Source organism: Streptomyces sp. S186 (assembly GCF_051603415.1).
GTDB lineage: Bacteria > Actinomycetota > Actinomycetes > Streptomycetales > Streptomycetaceae > Streptomyces.
The window spans coordinates 2,453,917-2,474,871 of sequence record NZ_CP193932.1 but is presented as its reverse complement, the minus strand read 5'-3'; the positions used below and the strand labels follow the sequence as shown (position 1 = coordinate 2,474,871).

Sequence of the window (20,955 nt, the reverse complement as noted above, 5' to 3'; positions counted from 1 at the left end):
CCGTGGACATCGACATGAGTGCCCTGCGGGGTCTGGTGCGGGAGAAGGAGATCTCGTTCGACCTGCTGGTCGAGGCGATCGAGTCGGCCCTCCTCATCGCATACCACCGCACCGAGGGCAGCCGCCGCCGGGCGCGGGTGGAGCTGAACCGCAACACCGGCCATGTGACGGTGTGGGCGAAGGAGGACCCGGAGGACCTGGAGGAGGGTGCCGAGCCGCGCGAGTTCGACGACACCCCGTCCGGCTTCGGGCGCATCGCGGCGACCACCGCCAAGCAGGTCATCCTGCAGCGGCTGCGGGACGCCGAGGAGGAGATCACCTTCGGCGAGTACGCCGGACGGGAGGGCGATGTCGTCACCGGCGTCGTCCAGCAGGGCAAGGACCCCAAGAACGTCCTGGTCGACATCGGCAAGCTGGAGGCCATCCTGCCGGTGCAGGAGCAGGTCCCCGGCGAGGAGTACACCCACGGCACCCGGCTGCGCTCGTACGTCGTCCGCGTCGTCAAGGGTGTCCGCGGCCCCTCGGTCACCCTCTCGCGCACCCACCCCAACCTGGTGAAGAAGCTGTTCGCCATGGAGGTGCCGGAGATCGCCGACGGTTCGGTGGAGATCGCCGCCATCGCCCGCGAGGCCGGCCACCGCACGAAGATCGCGGTGCGGTCCGTGCGCTCGGGGCTGAACGCCAAGGGCGCCTGCATCGGCCCGATGGGCGGCCGGGTGCGGGCCGTGATGGCCGAGCTCAACGGCGAGAAGATCGACATCGTGGACTGGTCCGACGACCCGGCCGAGCTGGTCGCCAACGCGCTGTCCCCGGCCCGGGTCAGCAAGGTCGAGGTGGTGGACCTGTCGGCGCGCTCGGCGCGGGTGACGGTCCCCGACTACCAGCTGTCGCTGGCCATCGGCAAGGAAGGGCAGAACGCCCGGCTCGCGGCGCGGCTGACCGGCTGGCGGATCGACATCCGCCCGGACACCGAGCACGCGCCGGCGCAGGGCTGAGCCGCCGGCGGACGGGGCCGCGGCGCACGAAAAGAAGTGGTGCCGCGGCGCCCCGCGGGGAATTCTTGAGGAGCGGATCGGGCTTTACCCCATCGGGGTGGAGTGGCCGTGGGGAGGTAGACTTAAGCAGTGTCTGGCCGGACGCATGCCCGCGCATGCCCTGAGCGCACATGTCTGGGTTGCCGGGAGCGAGCGGCCAAGGGCGATTTGCTGCGCATCGTGGTGATCGAGGGTGAGTGCCTTCCCGATCCTCGCGGTACGCTGCCCGGCCGGGGTGCTTATGTGCACCGGACACTGGTCTGCCTCGACCTGGCGGTTCGCCGCCGGGCGTTCCCCCGGGCCTACCGGGGCCGCGGTCCGTTCGACACGGCGGAGTTGCGCCGGTTCATCGAAGGGGGCGCGCGTTGAGCAGCCGCCATGGCAAGAACGCACAGCAAGAAACGCACAGCGCACGGAAAACCGTGCGGTCAGGTACCTCGCGAGTCGGAAGTAGGTCGAGATTGCGATGAGCACTCGATGAGTACGCGATGAGTACGCCCATGAAGTAGCGACGGTCCGGTGGACACCCGGACCTAGAAGGAGCGAAGTGGCTAAGGTCCGGGTTTACGAACTCGCCAAGGAGTTCGGTGTGGAGAGCAAGGTCGTCATGGCCAAGCTCCAAGAACTTGGTGAATTCGTCCGTTCGGCGTCCTCGACGATCGAGGCGCCGGTTGTTCGCAAGCTGACCGACGCATTCCAGGCGGGCAGCGGCGGCGGTCGTTCCGCCGGCAAGCCCGCGGCGCCGCGCAAGTCGGCTCCCGCGAAGCCGTCCGCGCCCTCTCCGGCGCAGGCGGCACGTCCGGCTGCCCCGAAGCCGGGCGCCCCCAAGCCGGGTCCCGCGGCCCCGGCCGCCCCGGAGGCACCTGTTGCCCCGGCGGCCCCCGCGGCCCCCAAGCCTGCCGCCGGCCCCACCCCGGGTCCGCGGCCGACCCCGGCGCGCCCCGCGGCGCCCAAGCCTGCCCCGGCCGCGCCCGCGCAGCCGGAGTTCCAGGCCCCGCCGTCCGCGCCGGCGCCCGCCGCGCAGCCGGGCCCCCGCCCGGGTGCCACGCCCGGCCCGCGCCCCGCCCGTCCGGCATCCGGCCAGGGCCAGCGCGGCCAGGGCCAGCGTGCCGGCGGCCAGGCGCCGCGTCCCGGCGGTCCCCGTCCGGCCGGTCCCCGTCCGGGCAACAACCCCTTCACCTCCGGTGGCTCCACGGGCATGGCCCGTCCGCAGGCCCCGCGGCCCGGTGGCGCCCCGCGTCCCGGCCAGCCCGGTCCGCGCCCGCAGGGCGGCGGCCAGGGCGGTCCCCGGCCGCAGGGCCAGGGCGGCCCGCGTCCGACCCCCGGTTCCATGCCCCGTCCGCAGGGTGCGGCGCCCGGCGGTGCCGGTCCGCGTCCCGGCGGCGGTAACCGCCCGAACCCGGGCATGATGCCGCAGCGTCCGGCTGCCGGCCCGCGTCCGGGCCCCGGCGGCGGCGGTCGTCCGGGCGGCGCGGGTCGTCCCGGTGGCGGCGGTCGTCCCGGCGGTGGCGGCGGTTTCGCCGGCCGTCCCGGTGGCGGCGGCGGTCGTCCGGGTGGCGGCGGCGGTTTCGCCGGCCGTCCCGGTGGCGGCGGTCCCGGTGGCGGTGGCGGCGGCTTCGGCGGTCGTCCCGGCTTCGGCGGTCGTCCCGGTGGTCCCGGTGGCCGTGGCGGCACGCAGGGTGCCTTCGGCCGTCCCGGCGGTCCGGCGCGCCGCGGTCGCAAGTCGAAGCGGCAGCGTCGTCAGGAGTACGAGGCGATGCAGGCCCCGTCCGTGGGCGGCATCATGCTGCCGCGCGGCAACGGCCAGACCGTTCGCCTCTCGCGCGGTGCCTCGCTGACCGACTTCGCGGAGAAGATCAACGCCAACCCGGCGTCGCTGGTCCAGGTCATGCTGAACCTCGGCGAGATGGTCACCGCGACCCAGTCGGTCTCCGACGAGACGCTGCAGCTGCTCGCCGACGAGATGAACTACATCGTCGAGATCGTCAGCCCGGAGGAGGAGGACCGCGAGCTGCTCGAGTCCTTCGACATCGAGTTCGGCGAGAACGAGGGCGGCGAGGAGATGCTGGTCTCCCGTCCGCCGGTGGTGACCGTCATGGGTCACGTCGACCACGGTAAGACCCGCCTGCTGGACGCGATCCGCAAGACCAACGTGGTCGCGGGCGAGGCCGGCGGCATCACCCAGCACATCGGTGCCTACCAGGTCACGACCACGGTCAACGACGAGGAACGGCCGATCACCTTCATCGACACCCCGGGTCACGAGGCGTTCACCGCCATGCGTGCCCGCGGTGCGAAGTCGACCGACATCGCGATCCTCGTGGTGGCGGCCAACGACGGTGTCATGCCGCAGACGATCGAGGCCCTGAACCACGCCAAGGCGGCCGACGTGCCGATCGTGGTCGCGGTCAACAAGATCGACGTCGAGGGCGCCGACCCGACCAAGGTGCGCGGTCAGCTGACCGAGTACGGCCTGGTGGCCGAGGAGTACGGCGGCGACACCATGTTCGTCGACATCTCCGCCCGCCAGGGCACCAACATCGAGCAGCTGCTGGAGGCCGTCGTCCTCACCGCGGACGCCGCCCTCGACCTGCGCGCCAACGCGGAGCAGGACGCCCAGGGCATCGCGATCGAGGCCCACCTCGACCGCGGCCGCGGCGCCGTGGCGACCGTCCTGGTCCAGCGCGGTACCCTCCGCGTCGGCGAGACGATGGTCGTGGGCGACGCCTACGGCCGGGTCCGCGCCATGCTCGACGACAAGGGCAACCACGTCGAGGAAGCGGGTCCGTCGACCCCCGTCCTGGTCCTGGGTCTGACCAACGTCCCGGGCGCCGGCGACAACTTCCTCGTCGTCGACGAGGACCGTACGGCCCGCCAGATCGCCGAGAAGCGCGCGGCGCGCGAGCGCAACGCCGCGTTCGCCAAGCGCACCCGCCGGGTGTCCCTGGAGGACCTCGACAAGGTGCTCAAGGCGGGCGAGGTCCAGCAGCTCAACCTCATCATCAAGGGCGACGCGTCCGGTTCGGTCGAGGCCCTGGAGTCCTCGCTGCTCCAGCTCGACGTCGGCGAGGAGGTCGACATCCGGGTGCTGCACCGCGGCGTCGGTGCGGTCACGGAGTCCGACATCAACCTGGCGTCCGGCTCCGACGCGATCGTCATCGGCTTCAACGTGCGGGCCGAGGGCCGCGCCACGCAGATGGCCGAGCGCGAGGGCGTCGACGTCCGGTACTACTCGGTCATCTACCAGGCGATCGAGGAGATCGAGGCGGCCCTCAAGGGCATGCTCAAGCCGGAGTACGAGGAGGTCGAGCTCGGTACGGCGGAGATCCGCGAGGTCTTCAAGTCGTCCAAGCTGGGCAACATCGCGGGTGTCATCATCCGCTCCGGCGAGGTCCGGCGGAACACCAAGGCCCGCCTCATCCGCGACGGCAAGGTGGTCGCGGAGAACCTCAACATCGAGGGCCTGCGCCGCTTCAAGGACGACGTCACCGAGATCCGCGAAGGCTTCGAGGGCGGTATCAACCTCGGAAACTTCAACGACATCAAGGTCGACGACGTCATCGCGACGTACGAGATGCGGGAGAAGCCGCGCGGCTGACGCGCAGCTTCGTTCCGGGGCCGGTCGGCGGGAGAATTTCCGTCGATCGGCCCCGGCCGTTCCGTGTACGGTTCGAATTGACGACCATGCCCCCGGCCGACGCCGGGCGGCGCCCCCAAGGCCCCACAGGTGGCTATACCTGTCGTGCATGTACGTAGGGACACTGTCCTTCGACCTGCTTCTCGGCGACGTACGGTCGCTGAAGGAGAAGCGCTCCGTCGTCCGCCCGATCGTCGCCGAGCTGCACCGCAAGTACGCGGTGAGCGTCGCGGAGGTGGGGGACCAGGACCTGTACCGCAGGGCCCGGATCGGGCTGGCGGTGGTGTCCGGGAACGCCGGGCACCTGACGGACGTCATGGACCGCTGCGAGCGCCTGGTCGCCGCACGGCCCGAAGTGGAGCTGCTGTCCGTACGCCGGCGGCTGCACGGCGATGAGGACTGACCGGGCGACCGGGCGGGTCATCGCCGGTGAAAGCACAATTGTGGAAAAGAAGAAGGAGACGGACCAGTGGCCGACAATGCGCGGGCGAAGAAGCTGGCGGACCTCATCCGGGAGGTGGTCGCCCAGAAGCTGCAGCGCGGAATCAAGGACCCGCGGCTCGGTACGCACGTGACCATCACCGACACCCGGGTCACCGGCGACCTGCGGGAGGCGACGGTCTTCTACACGGTCTACGGAGACGACGAGGACCGTGCCAGCGCCGCCGCGGGGCTGGAGAGCGCCAAGGGCGTGCTCCGTTCCGCGGTCGGTGCGGCGGCCGGCACCAAGTTCACGCCGACGCTGACCTTCGTCGCGGACGCCCTGCCGGAGAACGCCAAGACGATCGAGGACCTGCTCGACCGGGCCCGCGCCTCGGACGCCGAGGTGCGCGCGGCCTCCTCGGGTGCCACGTATGCCGGTGAAGCGGACCCGTACCGCAAGCCGGGCAGCGACGAGGACGACGAGGGCGCAGCGGCAGAATGAAGCGGCACCAGAGCAACAAGCCGGGCGGTTTGGTCATCGTCGACAAGCCGTCCGGCTTCACTTCGCACGACGTCGTGGCGAAGATGCGGGGGATGGCCCGGACCCGCCGGGTCGGGCACGCCGGGACCCTCGACCCGATGGCGACCGGGGTCCTGGTCCTCGGCCTGGAGCGGGCCACCAAGCTGCTGGGGCACCTCGCGCTGACGGAGAAGGAGTACGTCGGCACGATCCGGCTCGGCCAGACCACGGTCACCGACGACGCCGAGGGCGAGATCACCGCGTCCAAGGCGGCGCACGGCCTGGCCCGCGAGGACATCGACGCCGGGGTGGCCGAGCTGTCCGGCGCGATCATGCAGGTGCCGTCGAAGGTCAGCGCCATCAAGATCGACGGCAAGCGCTCCTACAAGCGGATCCGGGACGGCGAGGACGTGGAGATCCCGGCCCGGCCGGTGACCGTCTCCTCGTTCGTGGTGCACTCCGTGCACGAGGCCGAGGCCGCGGACGGCACTCCGGTGACCGATGTGCTGGTCTCCGTCGTCTGCTCCTCCGGCACCTACATCCGCGCCCTCGCCCGTGACCTGGGCGCCGGGCTCGGCGTCGGCGGCCATCTGACGGCGCTGCGCCGCACCCGCGTCGGCCCGTACAAGCTCGACCGGGCGCGGACCCTGGAGCAGCTCCAGGCGGCGGTGGACGAGCCCGAGGGCGCCGGCCTGCCGGTCATGCCGATCGGGGAGGCGGCGGACGCCGCGTTCACCCGCTGGGACGTCTCCGAGGCGCAGTCCCGGCTGCTGCTCAACGGCGCGCGGATCCCGATGCCGCTCTTCGAGGGCGACGGCCCGGTGGCGGCCTTCGGGCCGGACGGGACCTTCCTGGCGCTGGTGGAGAACGAGGGCGGGCGGGCCAAGAGCCTGGCGGTCTTCGCCTGACCCGGGCCCCTTGCGGGCGGGGGAGGTGGTGGAACGCGTGCCGTGCGGACGGGCGCGGAGCGTTCGGCGCGCGCTCCACCATCCCCCTCGCTGAGACTCTGTCCAGCGCGTTCTCATGATTCACCCCGGCGAGCAGGCGCTCGGAGTGAATCAGGGGCGCGGAAGGGGGCGCTTTCGTCGGGCACCCTGTCGCGAAGATCACCGTCTGTCTACCGTCGTCGCCGATGAGCACGCACGGTAACGGCGGGGAGGTTCGCGGATGGTGGTGCTGGACGTCGACGCGGAGGCGTACGGGAAGGTGCGCGGCACGGTGTGCGGGGAGGCGCACCGGGTGCTCGGCGGGGGTGGGGTGGATGATCAACAACCGCCTGCGGAGTGGCGGGAGTTGGTGGCGCAGGCGACCGACGGGACGGCCGCCTGTGGTGGGGCGGCCGGGCGGCTGGGTGGGGTTCTGCTGGGTGTGCCGGACGCCACGCCCTATCTGGCCGTGCTGCGGCTGCTGGCCGACCGGATCACCGCGCGGTCGGCCGCGGCGGGCGGCTTCGCCCTGACCGGGCTGGAGACGTTCGGACCGGTGTTCTGGCGGTGCCTGGCGCTGACCGCGGCGGACCGCCTGGAGCTGCTGCGCCGGCTGCTGCCGGCCGACGGGCCGCGCCCGGCCGCGCGGGGCACCCGGCGGCCGCCGCGGACCTTCGCCCCGCCGCCCCGGGTCCGGGTGCACACCGCCGACACCGGGGCGGCCGGCGACGCCGGCGACGGCGCGGACGACGGATGGGTGGACGCCCTGCGGTGGGCCGACGGCCCCGCGGGGTCGCAGGACGGGGACGCAGAAGCGTTCCGCCCCGGCGGTGCGGGCCTTGGTCCCGGGCGCTTCCTCGACCTCGTGGCGGAGCTGCTCAAGGCCGACCCCGAGCGGATCCAGCCGCTGCTGTGCGGCTGGTTCGACGACACCCGGCCGCTCCGCACGGCACCCGCCGCGCCCCATGTGCTCACCGTCGCGGACGCCGCCCAGGCCCTGCTGCACACCCACCGGGCCCGGGCGCTGGACGCCCTCGTCGAGACGCTCTCCGGGCTCGCCCACCCCCGGGCCGCGGAGCTGCTGGACGCGCTCGCCGAGGACGAGCCGGCGGCCCTGCGGCGGGCCGCCGCGCGCCGGGGGAGCGGCCCCCGGGCGGACGGGCGGCAGCCGGCGCCGGAGCCCACGGGCGCCGCGGCGGAAACCGGCCGGTGGCCGTCCGGATCCGCGGGGTGGCCGATGCAACAGTGGTCAGGCCCCCCTTCGCGCGTAGCCGCGTTCCCGGCATGGCAGTCTTAGACCTGTGCCATGCGACATGGCGCAGTGGACGGACAAGAGTTCGGGCGAGGAGCGGGCAGAGTGCAGCGCTGGCGTGGCTTGGAGGACATCCCCGAGGGCTGGGGACGCAGCGTCGTCACCATCGGCTCGTACGACGGAGTGCACCGCGGCCACCAACTGATCATCGGGCGGGCCGTGGCCCGCGCCCGCGAGCTGGGGGTGCCGGCCGTGGTCGTCACCTTCGACCCGCACCCGAGCGAGGTGGTCCGCCCCGGCACCCACCCGCCGCTGCTGGCCCCGCACCACCGGCGGGCCGAGCTGATGGCCGGGCTGGGCGTGGACGCGGTGCTGGTGCTCCCGTTCACCAAGGAGTTCTCGCAGCTGGCGCCCGCCGACTTCGTGGTGAAGGTGCTGGTCGACAAGTTGCACGCACAGGTCGTCGTCGAGGGCCCGAACTTCCGCTTCGGCCACCGGGCCAAGGGCACCGTCGAGACCCTCGCCGAGCTGGGCCGGACCTACGACTACACCGTCGAGGTCATCGACCTCTTCGAGCGCGGCACCGCGGGCGGCGGCGAGCCGTTCTCGTCCACGCTGGTCCGCCGACTGGTCGCCGAGGGCGACGTGACCGGCGCCCGGGAGGTCCTGGGCCGGCCGCACCGGGTCGAGGGCGTGGTCGTCCGCGGCGCGCAGCGCGGCCGCGAACTGGGCTTCCCCACCGCCAACGTGGAGACCCTGCCGCACACCGCCATCCCCGCCGACGGGGTCTACGCCGGACTGCTGCACGTCGAGGGCGAGGCGATGCCGGCGGCCATCTCGGTCGGCACCAACCCGCAGTTCGACGGCAAGGCGCGGACGGTCGAGGCGTACGCCATCGACCGGGTCGGGCTCGATCTGTACGGGCTGCACGTCGCCGTGGAGTTCCTCGCCTACATCCGCGGCCAGGAGAAGTTCGCCACGCTCGACGCGCTGCTGGAGCGGATGGCCGTCGACGTGAAGCAGGCCCGGGTGCTGATCGCCGAGGCGGGGCAGGCGTAGGGTCTGTCCGAACCCGGCGTAACGAAGGGGCGGGGCCCGGCAGTTGACTGCCGGGCCCCGCCCCTTCGCTCATCTCCGCTCAGGTCGAGCGCGCGCCGCGCCCGCTCACTGCGGTGGCGGCTGCTGCTGCGTCCAGCCGCCCTGCTCCGGCAACGGCGCGTCCGGAGCGGGCTGTTGCTGCCAGCCGGCCGGCGGCTGCCCGGTGGGCTGCTGGCCCCAGCCGCCCTGCTGCGGCGGGTAGCCGGCCGGCGGCTGGCCCTGCTGCGGCGCCTGCGGGGCGTACTGCTGCTGCGCGTAGGGGTCCTGCTGGGCGTACGGATCCTGCTGCGCGTACGGGTCGCCGGGCATCTGCTGCTGGCCCATCTGCGCCTGTGCGTACATCCCCTGGGCCTGCTGCTGGCGCGCGAAGTCCTCGGCGACCAGCGCGGAGAGGTTGAAGTACGCCTCGCGGGTCTTCGGCCGCATCATGTCGAGGTCGACCTCGGCGCCGGCGGCGAGGTGCTCGTCGAAGGGGACGACCACGACACCGCGGCAGCGGGTCTCGAAGTGCGACACGATGTCGTCGATCTTGATCATCTTGCCGGTCTCGCGGACTCCGGAGATCACCGTGATGCCACGCTGGACCAGGTCGGCGTAGCCGTGCGCGGAGAGCCAGTCCAGGGTGGTGCTGGCGCTGCTGGCACCGTCCACGGACGGGGTGGAGATGATGATCAACTGGTCGGCGAGGTCGAGGACTCCGCGCATCGCGCTGTAGAGCAGACCCGTGCCCGAGTCGGTGAGGATGACCGGGTACTGCTTGCCGAGGATGTCGATCGCGCGCCGGTAGTCCTCGTCGTTGAAGGTCGTCGAGACGGCCGGGTCGACGTCGTTGGCGAGGATCTCCAGGCCCGAGGGGGCCTGCGAGGTGAACCGGCGGATGTCCATGTAGCTGTGCAGGTGCGGAATGGCCTGCACCAGGTCGCGGATGGTCGCCCCGGTCTCGCGGCGCACCCGGCGGCCGAGTGTGCCGGCGTCCGGGTTGGCGTCGATCGCCAGGATCTTGTCCTGCCGCTCGGAGGCCAGGGTGGCGCCCAGCGCGGTGGTCGTCGTGGTCTTGCCGACGCCGCCCTTGAGGCTGATCACCGCGATCCGGTAGCAGGACAGCACCGGCGTACGGATCAGCTCCAGCTTGCGCTGGCGCTCCTCCAGCTCCTTCTTCGCGCCCAGCTTGAACTTCGACGGCTGGGCGTTGGCGCCCGGCTTGCGCTTCTTGGGCTGGTTGCGCAGCAGACGGTCGGAGGTCAGCTCGACCGCGGCGCTGTAGCCGAGCGGCGCACCGGGGGTGGCCCGCTGCGGCTGCTGCTGGCCGGGCTGGGAGTACTGGGCGTAGTTGGCCGCCGCGTTGGGGTCGCCGAACTGCTGCGCCTGGGGCGGCTGTTGCTGACCCTGCTGGGGCTGCTGCGCCTGCTGACCCTGTTGCGGATACGCCTGGGGCTGGGCCTGCGGCTGCGCCTGCTGGGGCTGTTGCGGTGCCTGTTGGGGTGCCTGCTGGGGGTAGCCCTGCTGCGGATAGCCGTAAGCGGGCTGCTGCGGCTGGGCGTTGGGCTGCGGCTGGGCCTGCTGCGGCGGCTGCTGACCCGCCTGCGGCTGCGGTGCCTGCTGGGGGTAGCCGTACGCGGGCTGCGGATAGCCGTAGCCGCCCTGCTGGGGCGCCGGGGCGCCCTGCTGCGGGTACCCGGCCTGCTGGGGCTGCTGACCCGGCTGCGGCTGCTGGGGATACGCCTGCGGCTGGGGCTGCGCCTGCTGCGGCTGCGCCTGCTGGGGCGCGGCCGGCGGCTGCTGGCCGGGCTGCGGCTGCGGCTGTGCCATCCGCGGGTCCGCGGGCTGGAACTCCGGCGGCAGCGGCGGCAGTCCGCCCTGCGCGGGCGCGCCCTGGCCGGGCACCCCCTGCTGCCGGCCGTCCGCGCCGGCCCACGGCGCACCCTGCGCGGGAACGCCCTGCGGCGCCTGCTGCTGAGGTGCCTGCGCGTGCGGCGGCATGCCCTGCGGGGCGACGCCCTGCGGCGGAACACCCGGCACGGGCGCCTGCTGCTGCGGCGGCTGCTGGGCCGGCGGCTGCCCCTGGGCGGGCGGTGCGACGGGCTGCGCAACGGGCTGGGCGCCGGCTGCGGCTGCTGCGGCGGCTGCCGCGGCGGAGGCATCAGCCCCGGGAACCGTCCCGGAAGCCGGCGCGGGCTGCCCCTCGGACGCCGGCGCGCCCTCCACGGGCGCGGCCTCGGGCTGCGCCGCCGCGGCGGACTGCGGCTCGGGTGCCGCCGGTGCGTCGTCCTCGTCGTCGTCCCAGAGGGAGGCCGAGGGGTCAGGGCCGGTGCCGGAACGGACGTTGGAGCCGCCGTCCGCGTCCGCCTCCGGGCCGGCGGCGGCGTCGGCATGGGGAGCCGGCGGGCCGTCGGACGCAACGGCCGGGGCATCGGTGCCCGGGGCGTCGGTGCCCGCGTCCTGCGGACGCAGCGTCGGGAAACCGGGAGGCGCGGTCGGACCGGGCGCGGACTGCGGCGGAACGCCGGGCACGGACGTGCCCTGGGCAGGGGACCCCTGGGCGGGCCCGCTCAGCGGCTGGCCGGTCGGCGGCGGGCTCGGGGCCTGGGCCCCGGCGGGCGGCGTCGCGGGAGCGGGAGCGGCCGCGGTGCCCGCACCGCCACTGGTGTCGTTGCTTCCGTACCAGGCGGGAGCCGCGAAATCGATCTTGAACTCGCCGGTCAGGTCGAACTCGGCCTGGTCGTCGTCAGGTTCGTTCCCGTCCGGGCGGAAAGCCTCCTGGTCTCTCACTGTGCCTCCTGGTCTACTGCAACGCACCTGAACGGCAGGACCGGATACAGGCGGATCGATCGGATGTAACGGGAGCACGCCACCCGGGGTTGCGCCACCACTGCTTAAGTCTCCATCCCCGTATCGACTGCCGTCGTGCACTGTCGATGTGATGTGCTCTCGCGGCTCTCCCCACAGCCTAATCAACAGTCGGCCCGGAACGGCAGTCGATGCCATGTCGTCTTCAAGCCCGGTCGCACGCCTACGGGCGCATCCGTGGATGCGCCCGTAGTGCGTGTCCGGTGGCCGGTCGCGCGGCGGGCGTACGCCGCGCCCGCGGTCAACCGGCGGTCGGGAGCGGTCAGTCCATGCGGCGCGGGCCGCCCAGCAGGTTGGTCTCCGCCTCGGTCGGCTGGGTCATGACGAACTGGTGGCCGCCGTCACGACGGCACCACAGCATGGCGTTGTCGCTGAGCGTCGGCAGCACCGCCCCGACGTTCTCCGGCAGCCGCATGATCCGCGTCACAACCTCCGCCTCCTCGGGCGAGAGCCGCTGCAGACCGACCAGGTCGGCCCGGCCGAGCATCTGCGGCGAGCGCGGCCCGAGGAACGGCAGCACCGTCAGCACGGTCTGCCAGGGGCTCGGCGCGAGCTGGTTGCGCGGCGGGCGCGCGCCCATGTCGCGGACGACCAGCACGGGGCTGGAAACCGACGGTCCCTGCGGCGCGATCTGGCGCACGTCGAAGACCGAGACACACTGCTGACCGCCGCCGGCCGCCTGCGCCATCTGGCCCCAGGCCGGCGGCCGGGCGGTCTCCACGGCGACCCGGGCGCCGGTGGCGACCGTGCGCAGCGCCAGCACCTGCGCCATCCACATGCTGCCGACCAGCGCGATCTCCAGCGGCGCGGGGCGCAGCAGGCTCAGCACGGCGGGCTGGTTCTGCGGGTCGATGCCGATGATGACGCCGTCGTCGCCGACCGGCAGGGTGAGCTGGGCCAGCGACTCGGCCGTTAGGACGTGCGGGTTGCGCCGCGGGCCGCGCAGCCCGAAACCGGGGCGCGGCTTCGGCCCCGTCGGCCCGGACTGGTCCTCGTCCGGGCGCGGCTGGTGCGAGACCCGGCCGCCGGCGATGCCGTGGTTCACCGGGGTGCGCCAGCCGTCGCTGCTGACGTTGACGCGGGACTGGTATGCGGGAGTGCCCATCAGCGGGTACCTCCGAGGGGAAGCGTGGCCAGCAGGCCGGGCAGCTGCTCGCGGTCGAGCCGGACGAGTCCGACCTTCACGGAGCCGGAGCGCCGCTCCAACTCGGCCTGCGCGGCGGAGAGTTCGTTGTCGCTACGGGTCGACAGCCGGATGTAGCCGGAGATGGCCGGCAGCCGGCCGCTGCCGTGCGTCGCGGTCAGCGCGAAGGTGCTGGCCATCGCCCGGGTGCTGGTCAGCAGCTGGGTGACGGCGGCCAACGGGGCACCGCCGCGGCCGAGTTGGGGCCACCGGCCGATCCAGTAGGTGGTGTGCCAGCGGTCGTCGCAGCGCATCGCGCGGGTGGTCTCCTGGGTGCGGCGGGCGGCCCGGCCGTCCCGGCCCATCGCGCCGTTCGCGGCCCGCGGGCTGACGCACACCGCGGTGCCGACCGCGGCCACCACTCCGGGCTCGTCGAGCACCTTGGCGCGCACGCCGAGCGCGGTGAGGCGGCTGACGAGCTGGTCGGCGGCGCGCAGCAGGGAGCGCTGGGCGCCGCCCATGCCGCCGCCGCGGGCCTCGATCGCCTCCGCGCACAGCTCCGGGTCCAGCTTCAGCGCGATCCAGGTCAGCTGCACCGCGGGGGTCTGCGACTGGGCCTGGAGCGGCGCGTAGGAGCGGGCCGCGACGGCCTGCTCGGGCAGGTGCGGCGCCGGTGCGGGCTGGGTGTACTGGACGAACTGCACCGATTCGAGGTGGATGTCCTCGACGTCCAGCGCGGTGTGCAGCATCTCCAGCGGGACCATGTGGCTGCCGCGCTGCGGCCGCAGCGGTTCGTCGCGGGCGTCCACCTGGACGATCGCGGTCAGGAACGTGCCGTCGCCGACGAAGCCGACGGTGCGCTGCTCGTTGTCGGTGTACTCGTGGGTGCGCAGCGCCGGGTCGCACTCGACCACGGGGGCGAACGCCGGGTCCACGCCCTGGGTGGCGGAGAGGTTCTCGCCCGCCATCTTGTTGCGGCGGTTCATCGCGCGCACGGTGATGATCCACTCGGGCAGCGGGATCCGGCGGCGCCGGCCGAGGGCGAAGACGACGAGGACGACCGCCACCACCGCGGCCACGCCCAGCGCCACCGGGTTCTGGGCCGCCAGGCCCACCAGCACCAGCGCCGCGGCGATTTCGATGAGGGCCAGTTGCTGGACGCGGACGCCGCCGATGGTGCCGGCCTGCTGGCGGAGCCGGGGCGACACCGGTCCGGCCGCGGCCCGACCGTCATTTCCCCCATTGCCGGGAGCTGTACCGATTTGGCCCTCATTTCCCGCGTTCTGCGGTGCAGCGGAAGGCTGTTGCTGCTGTTGCCGCCCATTGCGGCGTCGAGCCCTGGTGGCGCTGGACATCCCCCGGCCTGCTCCTCTACTGGTGGTGTGCCTTAGGCGTATCGGCTGCCGCTTCGCGGACTGGTGCGTTGGAAGGTGGCACCCGTACCGTACGGCTCGATCGATACACGGCATAGTAGAGGGCGCTACGGCGTGAGTGCCGGGGGCGGTCGATGTGGATCCGACAGGCGGGGAGAGAAAGCAACAATGGCATCACGTCGGGACGAGCTGAATGCGTATTCGTTCGCGCGAAAGCGTACGAATGCGGCATTTCTGAAGCCGATGCCGAACGGCTCGATCGAAAGCGCCCCCAGGCCGCTGAAAGCGGTGGTGCCCAGTGTGGTGTTGGGAATCCTGGTGACCGTGGGGTTCGGTGCCGTGGGCGTTTTCAAGCCGGTCGCGCCGGAGGGCTGGGACAAGGTGGGGGGAAATGTCCTCGTCGGGGACGAATCCACCACACGCTATGTCGTTCTGCCGAGCAAGGACGCAAACGGCAAAACGCAGAACCTGCTGCATCCCGTTCTGAATCTGGCCTCGGCCAAACTCCTCCTCGACCCGAAGAAGTTCAAGGTCGTCAAGGTCAAGGAATCGGAGCTGGACGGAAAGCTGGCGCACGGCCCGGCCGTCGGCATTCCGTACGCCCCGGACCGGCTGCCCGACGCCAAGAAGGTCGACCAGCCCAAGACCTGGGCGGTGTGCGACCGCCCCGGCAGCGGTGAGAACAGCAAGAGCCAGCAGGCCGTCTTCGTCCTCGACGGCAAGGACAAGCTGGACATCGACAACACCAAGAAGGGCAAGCTCGACCTCCACCAGGCCCTGTACGTCGAGGACCCCGACGGGGTGCCGTGGCTGGTGGACAGCAACGGCTTCGCCTTCCAGATGATCGCCGACACGGCGCAGGCGCTGAGGGAGGCGAAGGCCGGTCTGAAGCACACCGATGTCGAGGCCGACCGGGCCCTGCGGCGGATCATCTTCGGACAGGCGGAACCGCAGAAGGTCTCCGCCGATTTCATGAACACTCTGGTCAAGAGCCCGTTCCCGATCACCATGCCGACCGTGAACAGCGCGGGGGCCACCTACCCCCACGACGACGTCCCCCCCGAGGCGCGTAAGGTCGGCTCGATCCTCCAGTCCGGCGACGGCCAGAAGTACGTGGTCCTCTTCGACGGCGTCGCGAAGGTCAGCAACTTCGTGGCCAACCTGCTGGAGCAGGGCGACAACGCCGAGCAGGTGAACGGCAAGAACAGCGGCAAGGCGCTCCGGCCGGTGAACATCGCCGCCGGCAGCATCCGTTACCCCAAGCTGGACACCGACAACCGCCCGTTCACCTTCGCTGGCAAGATCCCGGGCACGGAGCTGGAAAACCCGTGGCCCAAGGAGACCGTCACCGCGGCCAACGACTTCGCGCACGGCTCCCAGACCGGCGGCCTGGGCTCGGCCACGTCGAGCGGCGTCTCCTGCAGCGTCTACAAGGGCACCACCACCAAGTTCCCGGGCGTGGAGAAGCTCGGGTACCCCAACGGGCTGCCGAACATGGGCACCTGGGTCGGCAAGGACTACCCGGCCAAGATCGCCCCGGGTGCCTCGACCTACGTCACCCCCGGCAGCGGCCTGCTGTACCAGCAGGTCGCCAACCCCAAGGCGAACTCCGGCAGCCTCTTCCTGGTCACCGACACCGGCCTGCGCTACTCGATCCCGCGGAACAACGACTCCGCCAGCAAGGCCGGCAACGACAAGCAGGAGCAGGACCAGGCACAGGTCCACCTCGGCTACGGGGACGCGCACCCGCCGCTCATGCTGGAGGTGTGGTCCAAGCTGCTGTCCGCGGGGCCGCAGCTGGACGTCACGAGCGCCAGCAAGCCGCAGGCATCCTGACGGGCTGGGGGCCGCTCTCAGCGGCTCTCAGGCCGCGTGAGGCCGCGCCGGGCACCCTTTGTGGGCCCGGCGCGGCCTCTTCCGCTTTTCGTTTTCGGCTTTCGCTGTCGGTGCTCGCGTGCCCCTGGGGTGGTCGCTCTGCTGTCGGCAGCCGCATGCCCCACAGCACGCCCCGCCGACCGCCACATCTCCCCGGAACCTTCACTACCGACCGACCGAAACACCCCATCTGCCCGTTTCCAGTGAACGGCGGTTTCCCGTCGCCCAGTTGACATTGTTGTGATCCCGTCACAACAGCCGTCCCCCTGTTGGGAACAGGCGTGTGGAGTAGGTAATGTGACAGGAGGCGTCAGCAGGAGATGCCAACCGTGCACCGCCTCTCCGGCACCGCGCGGCCGACGTACAAGTCTCATGGGGGACGTTGACCATGGCTGGTCAGTTCACACTCACGCACGAGGAGATGGTCGCGTTCAGCGGCAAGATCGACTCGGTCAACCAGGCGATCCAGGGGGAGCTCCAGCGTCTGCAGACGGTCGTCGACAACATCACCTCGGGCTGGAAGGGCCAGGCGGCCTCTTCCTACCACCAGCTTCAGCAGCAGGTGAACGAGGACGGCAACCGCATCAACCAGCTGCTGGCCGAGATCAAGGAAGCGGTCGACCAGACCACGGGCAACTACCAGAGCTCCGAAGAGGAGCAGGCCCAGTCGATCTCGCACGTCACCGCCCAGGCCTCCCCGTTCGGATGATGGGGCCGCGTCGCTGACCCGGCGCCCGTGCCCACCTCGCCGTGGCCCGGCGGATCGGTTCCGATTCCGGTCGGTTCCGATTTCGGTCCGCCGCCACGGCACGTGAATCGACTAGGCAGCATCAACTCCTGAGGAGACCCCATGTCCGGCCAGATCCTGGTCAATTTCCACACGATCAGCCAGGCGAGCTCCGACGTGCGTCAGACCGCCAACAACATCCGCCAGCAGCTCGACGACCTCGAGGCCGGCGTCAAGAAGGTCGCCGCGAGCTGGGAAGGTGCCGCGCAGGAGGGCTACCAGGCCCGCCAGCGCGAGTGGGACCAGCGTGCCGCGCACCTGCAGCAGACGCTTGAGGCCATCGCCAAGGCGCTCGACACGGCCGCTCAGAACTACCAGAGCACCGAGTCCAAGAACGCCAGCATCTGGCAGTAGCCGATCTCGCATCACGCGGGTACGGCAGGCAATCGGCTGAGCAGCCCCCGACGGCTCGCACAGTGGTCAATGAGGGCGAGCGCGCTGGAGGACCAGTGCGCTCGCCCTTCTGCCGTCCGACCGGCTCTGGGCGAGTCCCTGCGACTGTGGATGAAGTCCGCGCAGAACCTTCTCTTCTCCGTCGCCAATTCCTCACCGGCCACTCCCTGAAACCACCGCCACCTCACCCCCACTCCTTCCTTCTTTCCTTTCTTCCTGCACCTGCCGCCCCGTACTACCCAACCGCTATGGAGAGCAGAAAACCCGTGGGATCTCGCGCCATTGGTCTACGAACCGGGCACCGCCGCCGCGCGACGGGCGCACTGGTCACGGCGGCGTGCATCGTCGGCCTGTCGAGTGCCGCCGCCGCGCCGGCGGTAGCGGACGGGAACACCCCGCTGCAGAGCGGTGAGTGCAAGTTCGGCACCAACGACATCAAAGAGACCCCCTGGTCCCTCCAGCGTCTGCTCACCAACCAGATGTGGGCGAGCGGCCAGGGCGAGGGCATCAAGGTCGCCGTCATCGACACCGGCGTGGACGCGGGCAACAAGCAGCTCCAGGACGCCATCGAGGGCCCCGGCAAGTCGTACGTAAAGGACGGCAAGCCCACCCAGGACAAGGTCGGCCACGGCACCAAGGTCGCCGGCATCATCGCGGCCCGACCCGCCCCGACATCAGGCTTCTTCGGCCTCGCCCCCAAAGCCAAGGTCATCCCGTTCCAGCAGACCAGCGACGAGCAGGCCGGCACCGCCGAGACCCTCGCCAAGGCCATCAACGATGCGATCGCCGCCAAGGTCGACGTCATCAACATCTCGCAGGGCACCAACGCCAGCAGGGGCGAACTGGGGCCGCTGGAGCAGGCGGTGAAGAACGCCCAGCAGGCTGGCATCCTGATCGTCGCCGCGGCCGGCAACAGCGGCGGCAACGGCCAGGAGCAGAACATCTACCCGGCCGCGTACAGCAAGAACTACGACAACGTGCTGGCCGTCGCCGCCTCGGACCGCAACAACGAGCGCGCCGCGTTCTCCCAGCCCGGCAAGTTCGTCAACATCGCCGCACCCGGCGTCGACATGGTCTCCACCGTCCCGCTCGGCGGCAACTGCGTCGACCAGGGCACCAGCTTCGCCGCGCCGTACGCTGCCGGAGCCGCCACCCTTCTCGTCGCCAAGCACAAGAACGACAAGGTCAAGTGGGGCCCGCGCGAGATCATTTGGCACCTGGAGCAGACCGCCGAGCGCGTCCGCCGTGGTCGCGACGACAACATCGGTTGGGGCGTCATCGACCCGGTCGCCGCCCTCAAGGACGACACCCGACCGACCGCCGAACCCACGCCGGACAAACCGTCCAGCGTGGCCGACGGCTCCCAGATCCTGCCGGCCGTCGCCACCCTCGGCGAATCCACCGAGGAACGACGCGCCCGCATCTCCATCTACATCGTCGGCGGCGGCATTCTGGCCGTCGGTGCGGTCGTGGGCTCCTCGATCGCCCTGCGCGACTGGCGCCGCAAGACCGGATTGACATCACACGGGGAGGCCAAGCATGGCTAGTAACGAATACGGCGTTGATCTCGACGCTCTGGACCAGGTCGTCAAGGAGCTGAACCAGGTCCTCAAGGACATGGGCGACCAGAACAGCACGGCGAAGAACAACACCTACCTGCCGCACGGCGCTCTGGGCAGCGACAAGTTCAGGGAGAGCGGGCAGCTCTACAAGGCTCACGCGACGATGAAGGGCGACATCGAGAAGCTGATGGACTTGGTGGAAGGGCTTGTCGACACATTCGGGAAGAAGTCGTCGAAGGTCAGGGGCCACTACCAGGACGCCGAGGCGGAGAACAGTGTTGGCATGGCCTGAGCCGGGTCGGCAGCCCGCGATGACGAACAGAGATGTTCGATGGACGATGTGCGATGGACGGAGTGGGGGACAGTAGATGGCTTCACATGACAGTGACTTCAAACCGGCGAAGGTGAACGCCCCGAAAACATCAACCGAACCACCCAGCGGGTCCGGTGCGGCTCAAGAGGCGTCCCACGAGATCATCGAGAGCCGTCCTCAGTTCACCAACCTCAGCCTCGAACAAGTCAAAGCGCTGGTGGCCAATTCCAACCCGGAGGAAGTCGGCCGTGTCGCGGAGAGTTGGAAGAAGGTCCGCATCGCACTCGTCGGTGAGGACTGGAACAGCGGGATCAAGAAGCACTTCGACGATGCGGTGACCAAGGTCCTTCAGTCATGGCACGGTTCCTCTGCGGATCAGTTCGCGAAGCAGGCTCAGAAGATCAGCGACAACTTCGCGAATCTGGCACCGTATCCGCACAACACGGGCCATGTCCTGCAGCAGATCTCCGAACGGCTGGCGTGGGTCAAGGCGTCTGTCGACGGCGTGCAGGAGCCGACCGGGCTGGAGCGCGCGGCTGACCGGCTCCATGACTTCTCGTCATCCGGCACCGGCAAGATCGCGACTTTTGTCCCTGGCGGAGCTGGGGTCGCCGCGGTCAGCGACATGCTCGGAATCACGGGGGACGGCCGCGACGATTCGGGGCTGAACAAGGACCTGGCGAATCCCAACATGAGCATCTGGGACGCCATGAACAAGAATCGCGACAATCTGTCGATTGACAGGGAGCGACAGCTTCAGGCTGCTCATTACATGGAGCAGTTGGGCACTACGTACAGGGCCGGTGCCAAGCTCCTCGGTAATGGCAGAGGCCAGATTGATGACGGCGATCGGATCCGTCCTCCGGGCGACGGCAGCGACGGCGGCGGTGGCACCATGCCCCCATTTGTGCCGTTTGGTCCGACACCATCTGGCCCGAACGGAGGTGCTCCGGCAGCCAAGATCCCCGGCATGAAGGGTTCTGGGTACCAGACTCCGCCCGCCATGGATGCGCCGAGGCCGAAAGGTATCGACGGTGGCATCGGGAGCCTCCCCAAGACACCCGCCACTCCCATTAAGACCGGGCTTGAGGGTCTCCAAGGAACCACCGGTCTTGGGGCCGGCGGCGCTCATGGGATCGGTGGCGGGCCCGGTGGTGGCCTGGGCACCAGCGGTTTGGGCACCGGCGTTGGCGGGGGCTCGGGGCCGGGCATTGGCGGCAGTGGGGTGCCGGGCATGCCTGGTGGCGTCGGCGTAGGTGGTGGCGCTGGCGGTCGTGCCGGCGGCGTAGGCGGCCGTGCCGGCGGAACGGGTGCCGGAGCGGGCGCGGGCGCTCGTGCTGGCGGCCGTGCTGGGATGCCGGGAATGGCTGGCGCTGCTGGCGCTAAGGGCGGTGGCGCCAAGGGCGCCGGCGCAGCCGGCAAGGGCGGCCCCCTTGCCCGTCAAAAGGGCGGCGTCGTTGGCGGCAAGGGGGGGAAGGCCGGAGCTGGCGCACAGGGAGGCTCAGGCCTGCACCGCAGCCGTGGAGGCAAACTACAGGGTGGTGCGGCAGGTGGTCGCCGTCCTGCGGGCATGGCTGGTGCGCCTGGCGCTCATGGAGCCAAGGGCAAGGACAAGGGCAACGCGAACGGACAGCGTCCGGACTACCTGGTGGAAGAGGAGGAGACCTGGACCCCGGAGCGTAATGTGGCGCCTAAGGTCATCGAGTAGAAACCTGCCTGTCAAGGTCAGGTGCTGGGCGGAATGACACGGGGCCCGCAGCCAAGGACTGCGGGCCCCGTCTTGCGAGTGGAA

17 protein-coding genes are annotated in these 20,955 nt (G+C 71.1%); 14 read left to right on the top strand and 3 right to left on the bottom strand.

Annotation, left to right across the window (positions count from 1 at the left end):
• Nucleotides 1-2: 2 nt before the first annotated feature.
• The 8 genes from nusA (at nucleotide 3) to ACRAS8_RS10055 (ending at nucleotide 8,851) form a co-directional block, all read left to right on the top strand.
• Nucleotides 3-995, top strand: coding sequence for a transcription termination factor NusA (gene nusA, locus ACRAS8_RS10090; RefSeq protein ID WP_438485605.1), 993 nt, complete (start codon nucleotides 3-5; stop codon nucleotides 993-995).
• Between the two features lie 129 nt (nucleotides 996-1,124).
• On the top strand, nucleotides 1,125-1,403 hold the full coding sequence (locus ACRAS8_RS10085) for a YlxR family protein (protein ID WP_438485604.1): 279 nt from the start codon (nucleotides 1,125-1,127) through the stop codon (nucleotides 1,401-1,403).
• A 178-nt stretch (nucleotides 1,404-1,581) separates the two neighbouring features.
• Entirely contained in the window at nucleotides 1,582-4,632 is a 3,051-nt protein-coding gene (gene infB, locus ACRAS8_RS10080) for a translation initiation factor IF-2 (RefSeq protein ID WP_438485603.1), read from the top strand.
• Between the two features lie 148 nt (nucleotides 4,633-4,780).
• Nucleotides 4,781-5,074 (top strand): DUF503 domain-containing protein, encoded by a 294-nt coding sequence (locus ACRAS8_RS10075; RefSeq protein WP_438485602.1) that lies wholly within the window; start codon nucleotides 4,781-4,783, stop codon nucleotides 5,072-5,074.
• A 66-nt stretch (nucleotides 5,075-5,140) separates the two neighbouring features.
• On the top strand, nucleotides 5,141-5,596 hold the full coding sequence (gene rbfA, locus ACRAS8_RS10070; RefSeq protein WP_221911039.1) for a 30S ribosome-binding factor RbfA: 456 nt from the start codon (nucleotides 5,141-5,143) through the stop codon (nucleotides 5,594-5,596).
• Nucleotides 5,593-6,522, top strand: coding sequence for a tRNA pseudouridine(55) synthase TruB (gene truB / locus ACRAS8_RS10065; protein ID WP_438485601.1), 930 nt, complete (start codon nucleotides 5,593-5,595; stop codon nucleotides 6,520-6,522). Before rbfA ends, truB begins: the two co-directional genes overlap by 4 nt.
• Nucleotides 6,523-6,781: 259 nt before the next feature.
• The gene (locus tag ACRAS8_RS10060) at nucleotides 6,782-7,837 is read left to right on the top strand and encodes a hypothetical protein (protein ID WP_438485600.1); all 1,056 of its coding nucleotides are present in this window, start codon (nucleotides 6,782-6,784) and stop codon (nucleotides 7,835-7,837) included.
• 60 nt (nucleotides 7,838-7,897) lie between these two features.
• Nucleotides 7,898-8,851, top strand: coding sequence for a bifunctional riboflavin kinase/FAD synthetase (locus ACRAS8_RS10055; protein WP_438485599.1), 954 nt, complete (start codon nucleotides 7,898-7,900; stop codon nucleotides 8,849-8,851).
• A gap of 105 nt (nucleotides 8,852-8,956) precedes the next feature.
• On the opposite strand, the gene ACRAS8_RS10050 is transcribed toward ACRAS8_RS10055, so the two are convergent.
• From ACRAS8_RS10050 to eccE, 3 genes are all read right to left on the bottom strand, one after another.
• Nucleotides 8,957-11,659 (bottom strand): SCO5717 family growth-regulating ATPase, encoded by a 2,703-nt coding sequence (locus ACRAS8_RS10050; protein WP_438485598.1) that lies wholly within the window; start codon nucleotides 11,657-11,659, stop codon nucleotides 8,957-8,959.
• A gap of 340 nt (nucleotides 11,660-11,999) precedes the next feature.
• Entirely contained in the window at nucleotides 12,000-12,842 is an 843-nt protein-coding gene (locus ACRAS8_RS10045; RefSeq protein ID WP_438485597.1) for a hypothetical protein, read from the bottom strand.
• Entirely contained in the window at nucleotides 12,842-14,068 is a 1,227-nt protein-coding gene (eccE, locus tag ACRAS8_RS10040) for a type VII secretion protein EccE (RefSeq protein WP_438485596.1), read from the bottom strand. The genes ACRAS8_RS10045 and eccE overlap by 1 nt, the downstream gene beginning before the upstream one ends.
• 333 nt (nucleotides 14,069-14,401) lie before the next feature.
• Here eccE and ACRAS8_RS10035 point away from each other — a divergent pair, with 333 nt between their 5' ends.
• The 6 genes from ACRAS8_RS10035 to ACRAS8_RS10010 all read left to right on the top strand — a co-directional run bounded on the left by ACRAS8_RS10035 (nucleotide 14,402) and on the right by ACRAS8_RS10010 (nucleotide 20,871).
• A complete protein-coding gene (locus ACRAS8_RS10035; RefSeq protein ID WP_438485595.1) occupies nucleotides 14,402-16,069 on the top strand; it encodes a type VII secretion protein EccB in 1,668 nt (555 codons plus the stop codon).
• Between the two features lie 427 nt (nucleotides 16,070-16,496).
• The gene (locus ACRAS8_RS10030) at nucleotides 16,497-16,817 is read left to right on the top strand and encodes a WXG100 family type VII secretion target (RefSeq protein ID WP_438485594.1); all 321 of its coding nucleotides are present in this window, start codon (nucleotides 16,497-16,499) and stop codon (nucleotides 16,815-16,817) included.
• A gap of 141 nt (nucleotides 16,818-16,958) precedes the next feature.
• A complete protein-coding gene (locus ACRAS8_RS10025; protein ID WP_016572249.1) occupies nucleotides 16,959-17,249 on the top strand; it encodes a WXG100 family type VII secretion target in 291 nt (96 codons plus the stop codon).
• Nucleotides 17,250-17,554: 305 nt separating this feature from the next.
• The gene (mycP, locus tag ACRAS8_RS10020) at nucleotides 17,555-18,835 is read left to right on the top strand and encodes a type VII secretion-associated serine protease mycosin (protein WP_438485593.1); all 1,281 of its coding nucleotides are present in this window, start codon (nucleotides 17,555-17,557) and stop codon (nucleotides 18,833-18,835) included.
• On the top strand, nucleotides 18,828-19,142 hold the full coding sequence (locus tag ACRAS8_RS10015; RefSeq protein WP_438485592.1) for a hypothetical protein: 315 nt from the start codon (nucleotides 18,828-18,830) through the stop codon (nucleotides 19,140-19,142). The genes mycP and ACRAS8_RS10015 overlap by 8 nt, the downstream gene beginning before the upstream one ends.
• 76 nt (nucleotides 19,143-19,218) lie before the next feature.
• Nucleotides 19,219-20,871 carry a hypothetical protein gene (locus tag ACRAS8_RS10010; RefSeq protein WP_438485591.1) on the top strand — a complete coding sequence of 551 codons (1,653 nt, stop codon included), beginning with the start codon at nucleotides 19,219-19,221 and terminating at the stop codon, nucleotides 20,869-20,871.
• The last annotated feature ends 84 nt before the right edge of the window (nucleotides 20,872-20,955 follow it).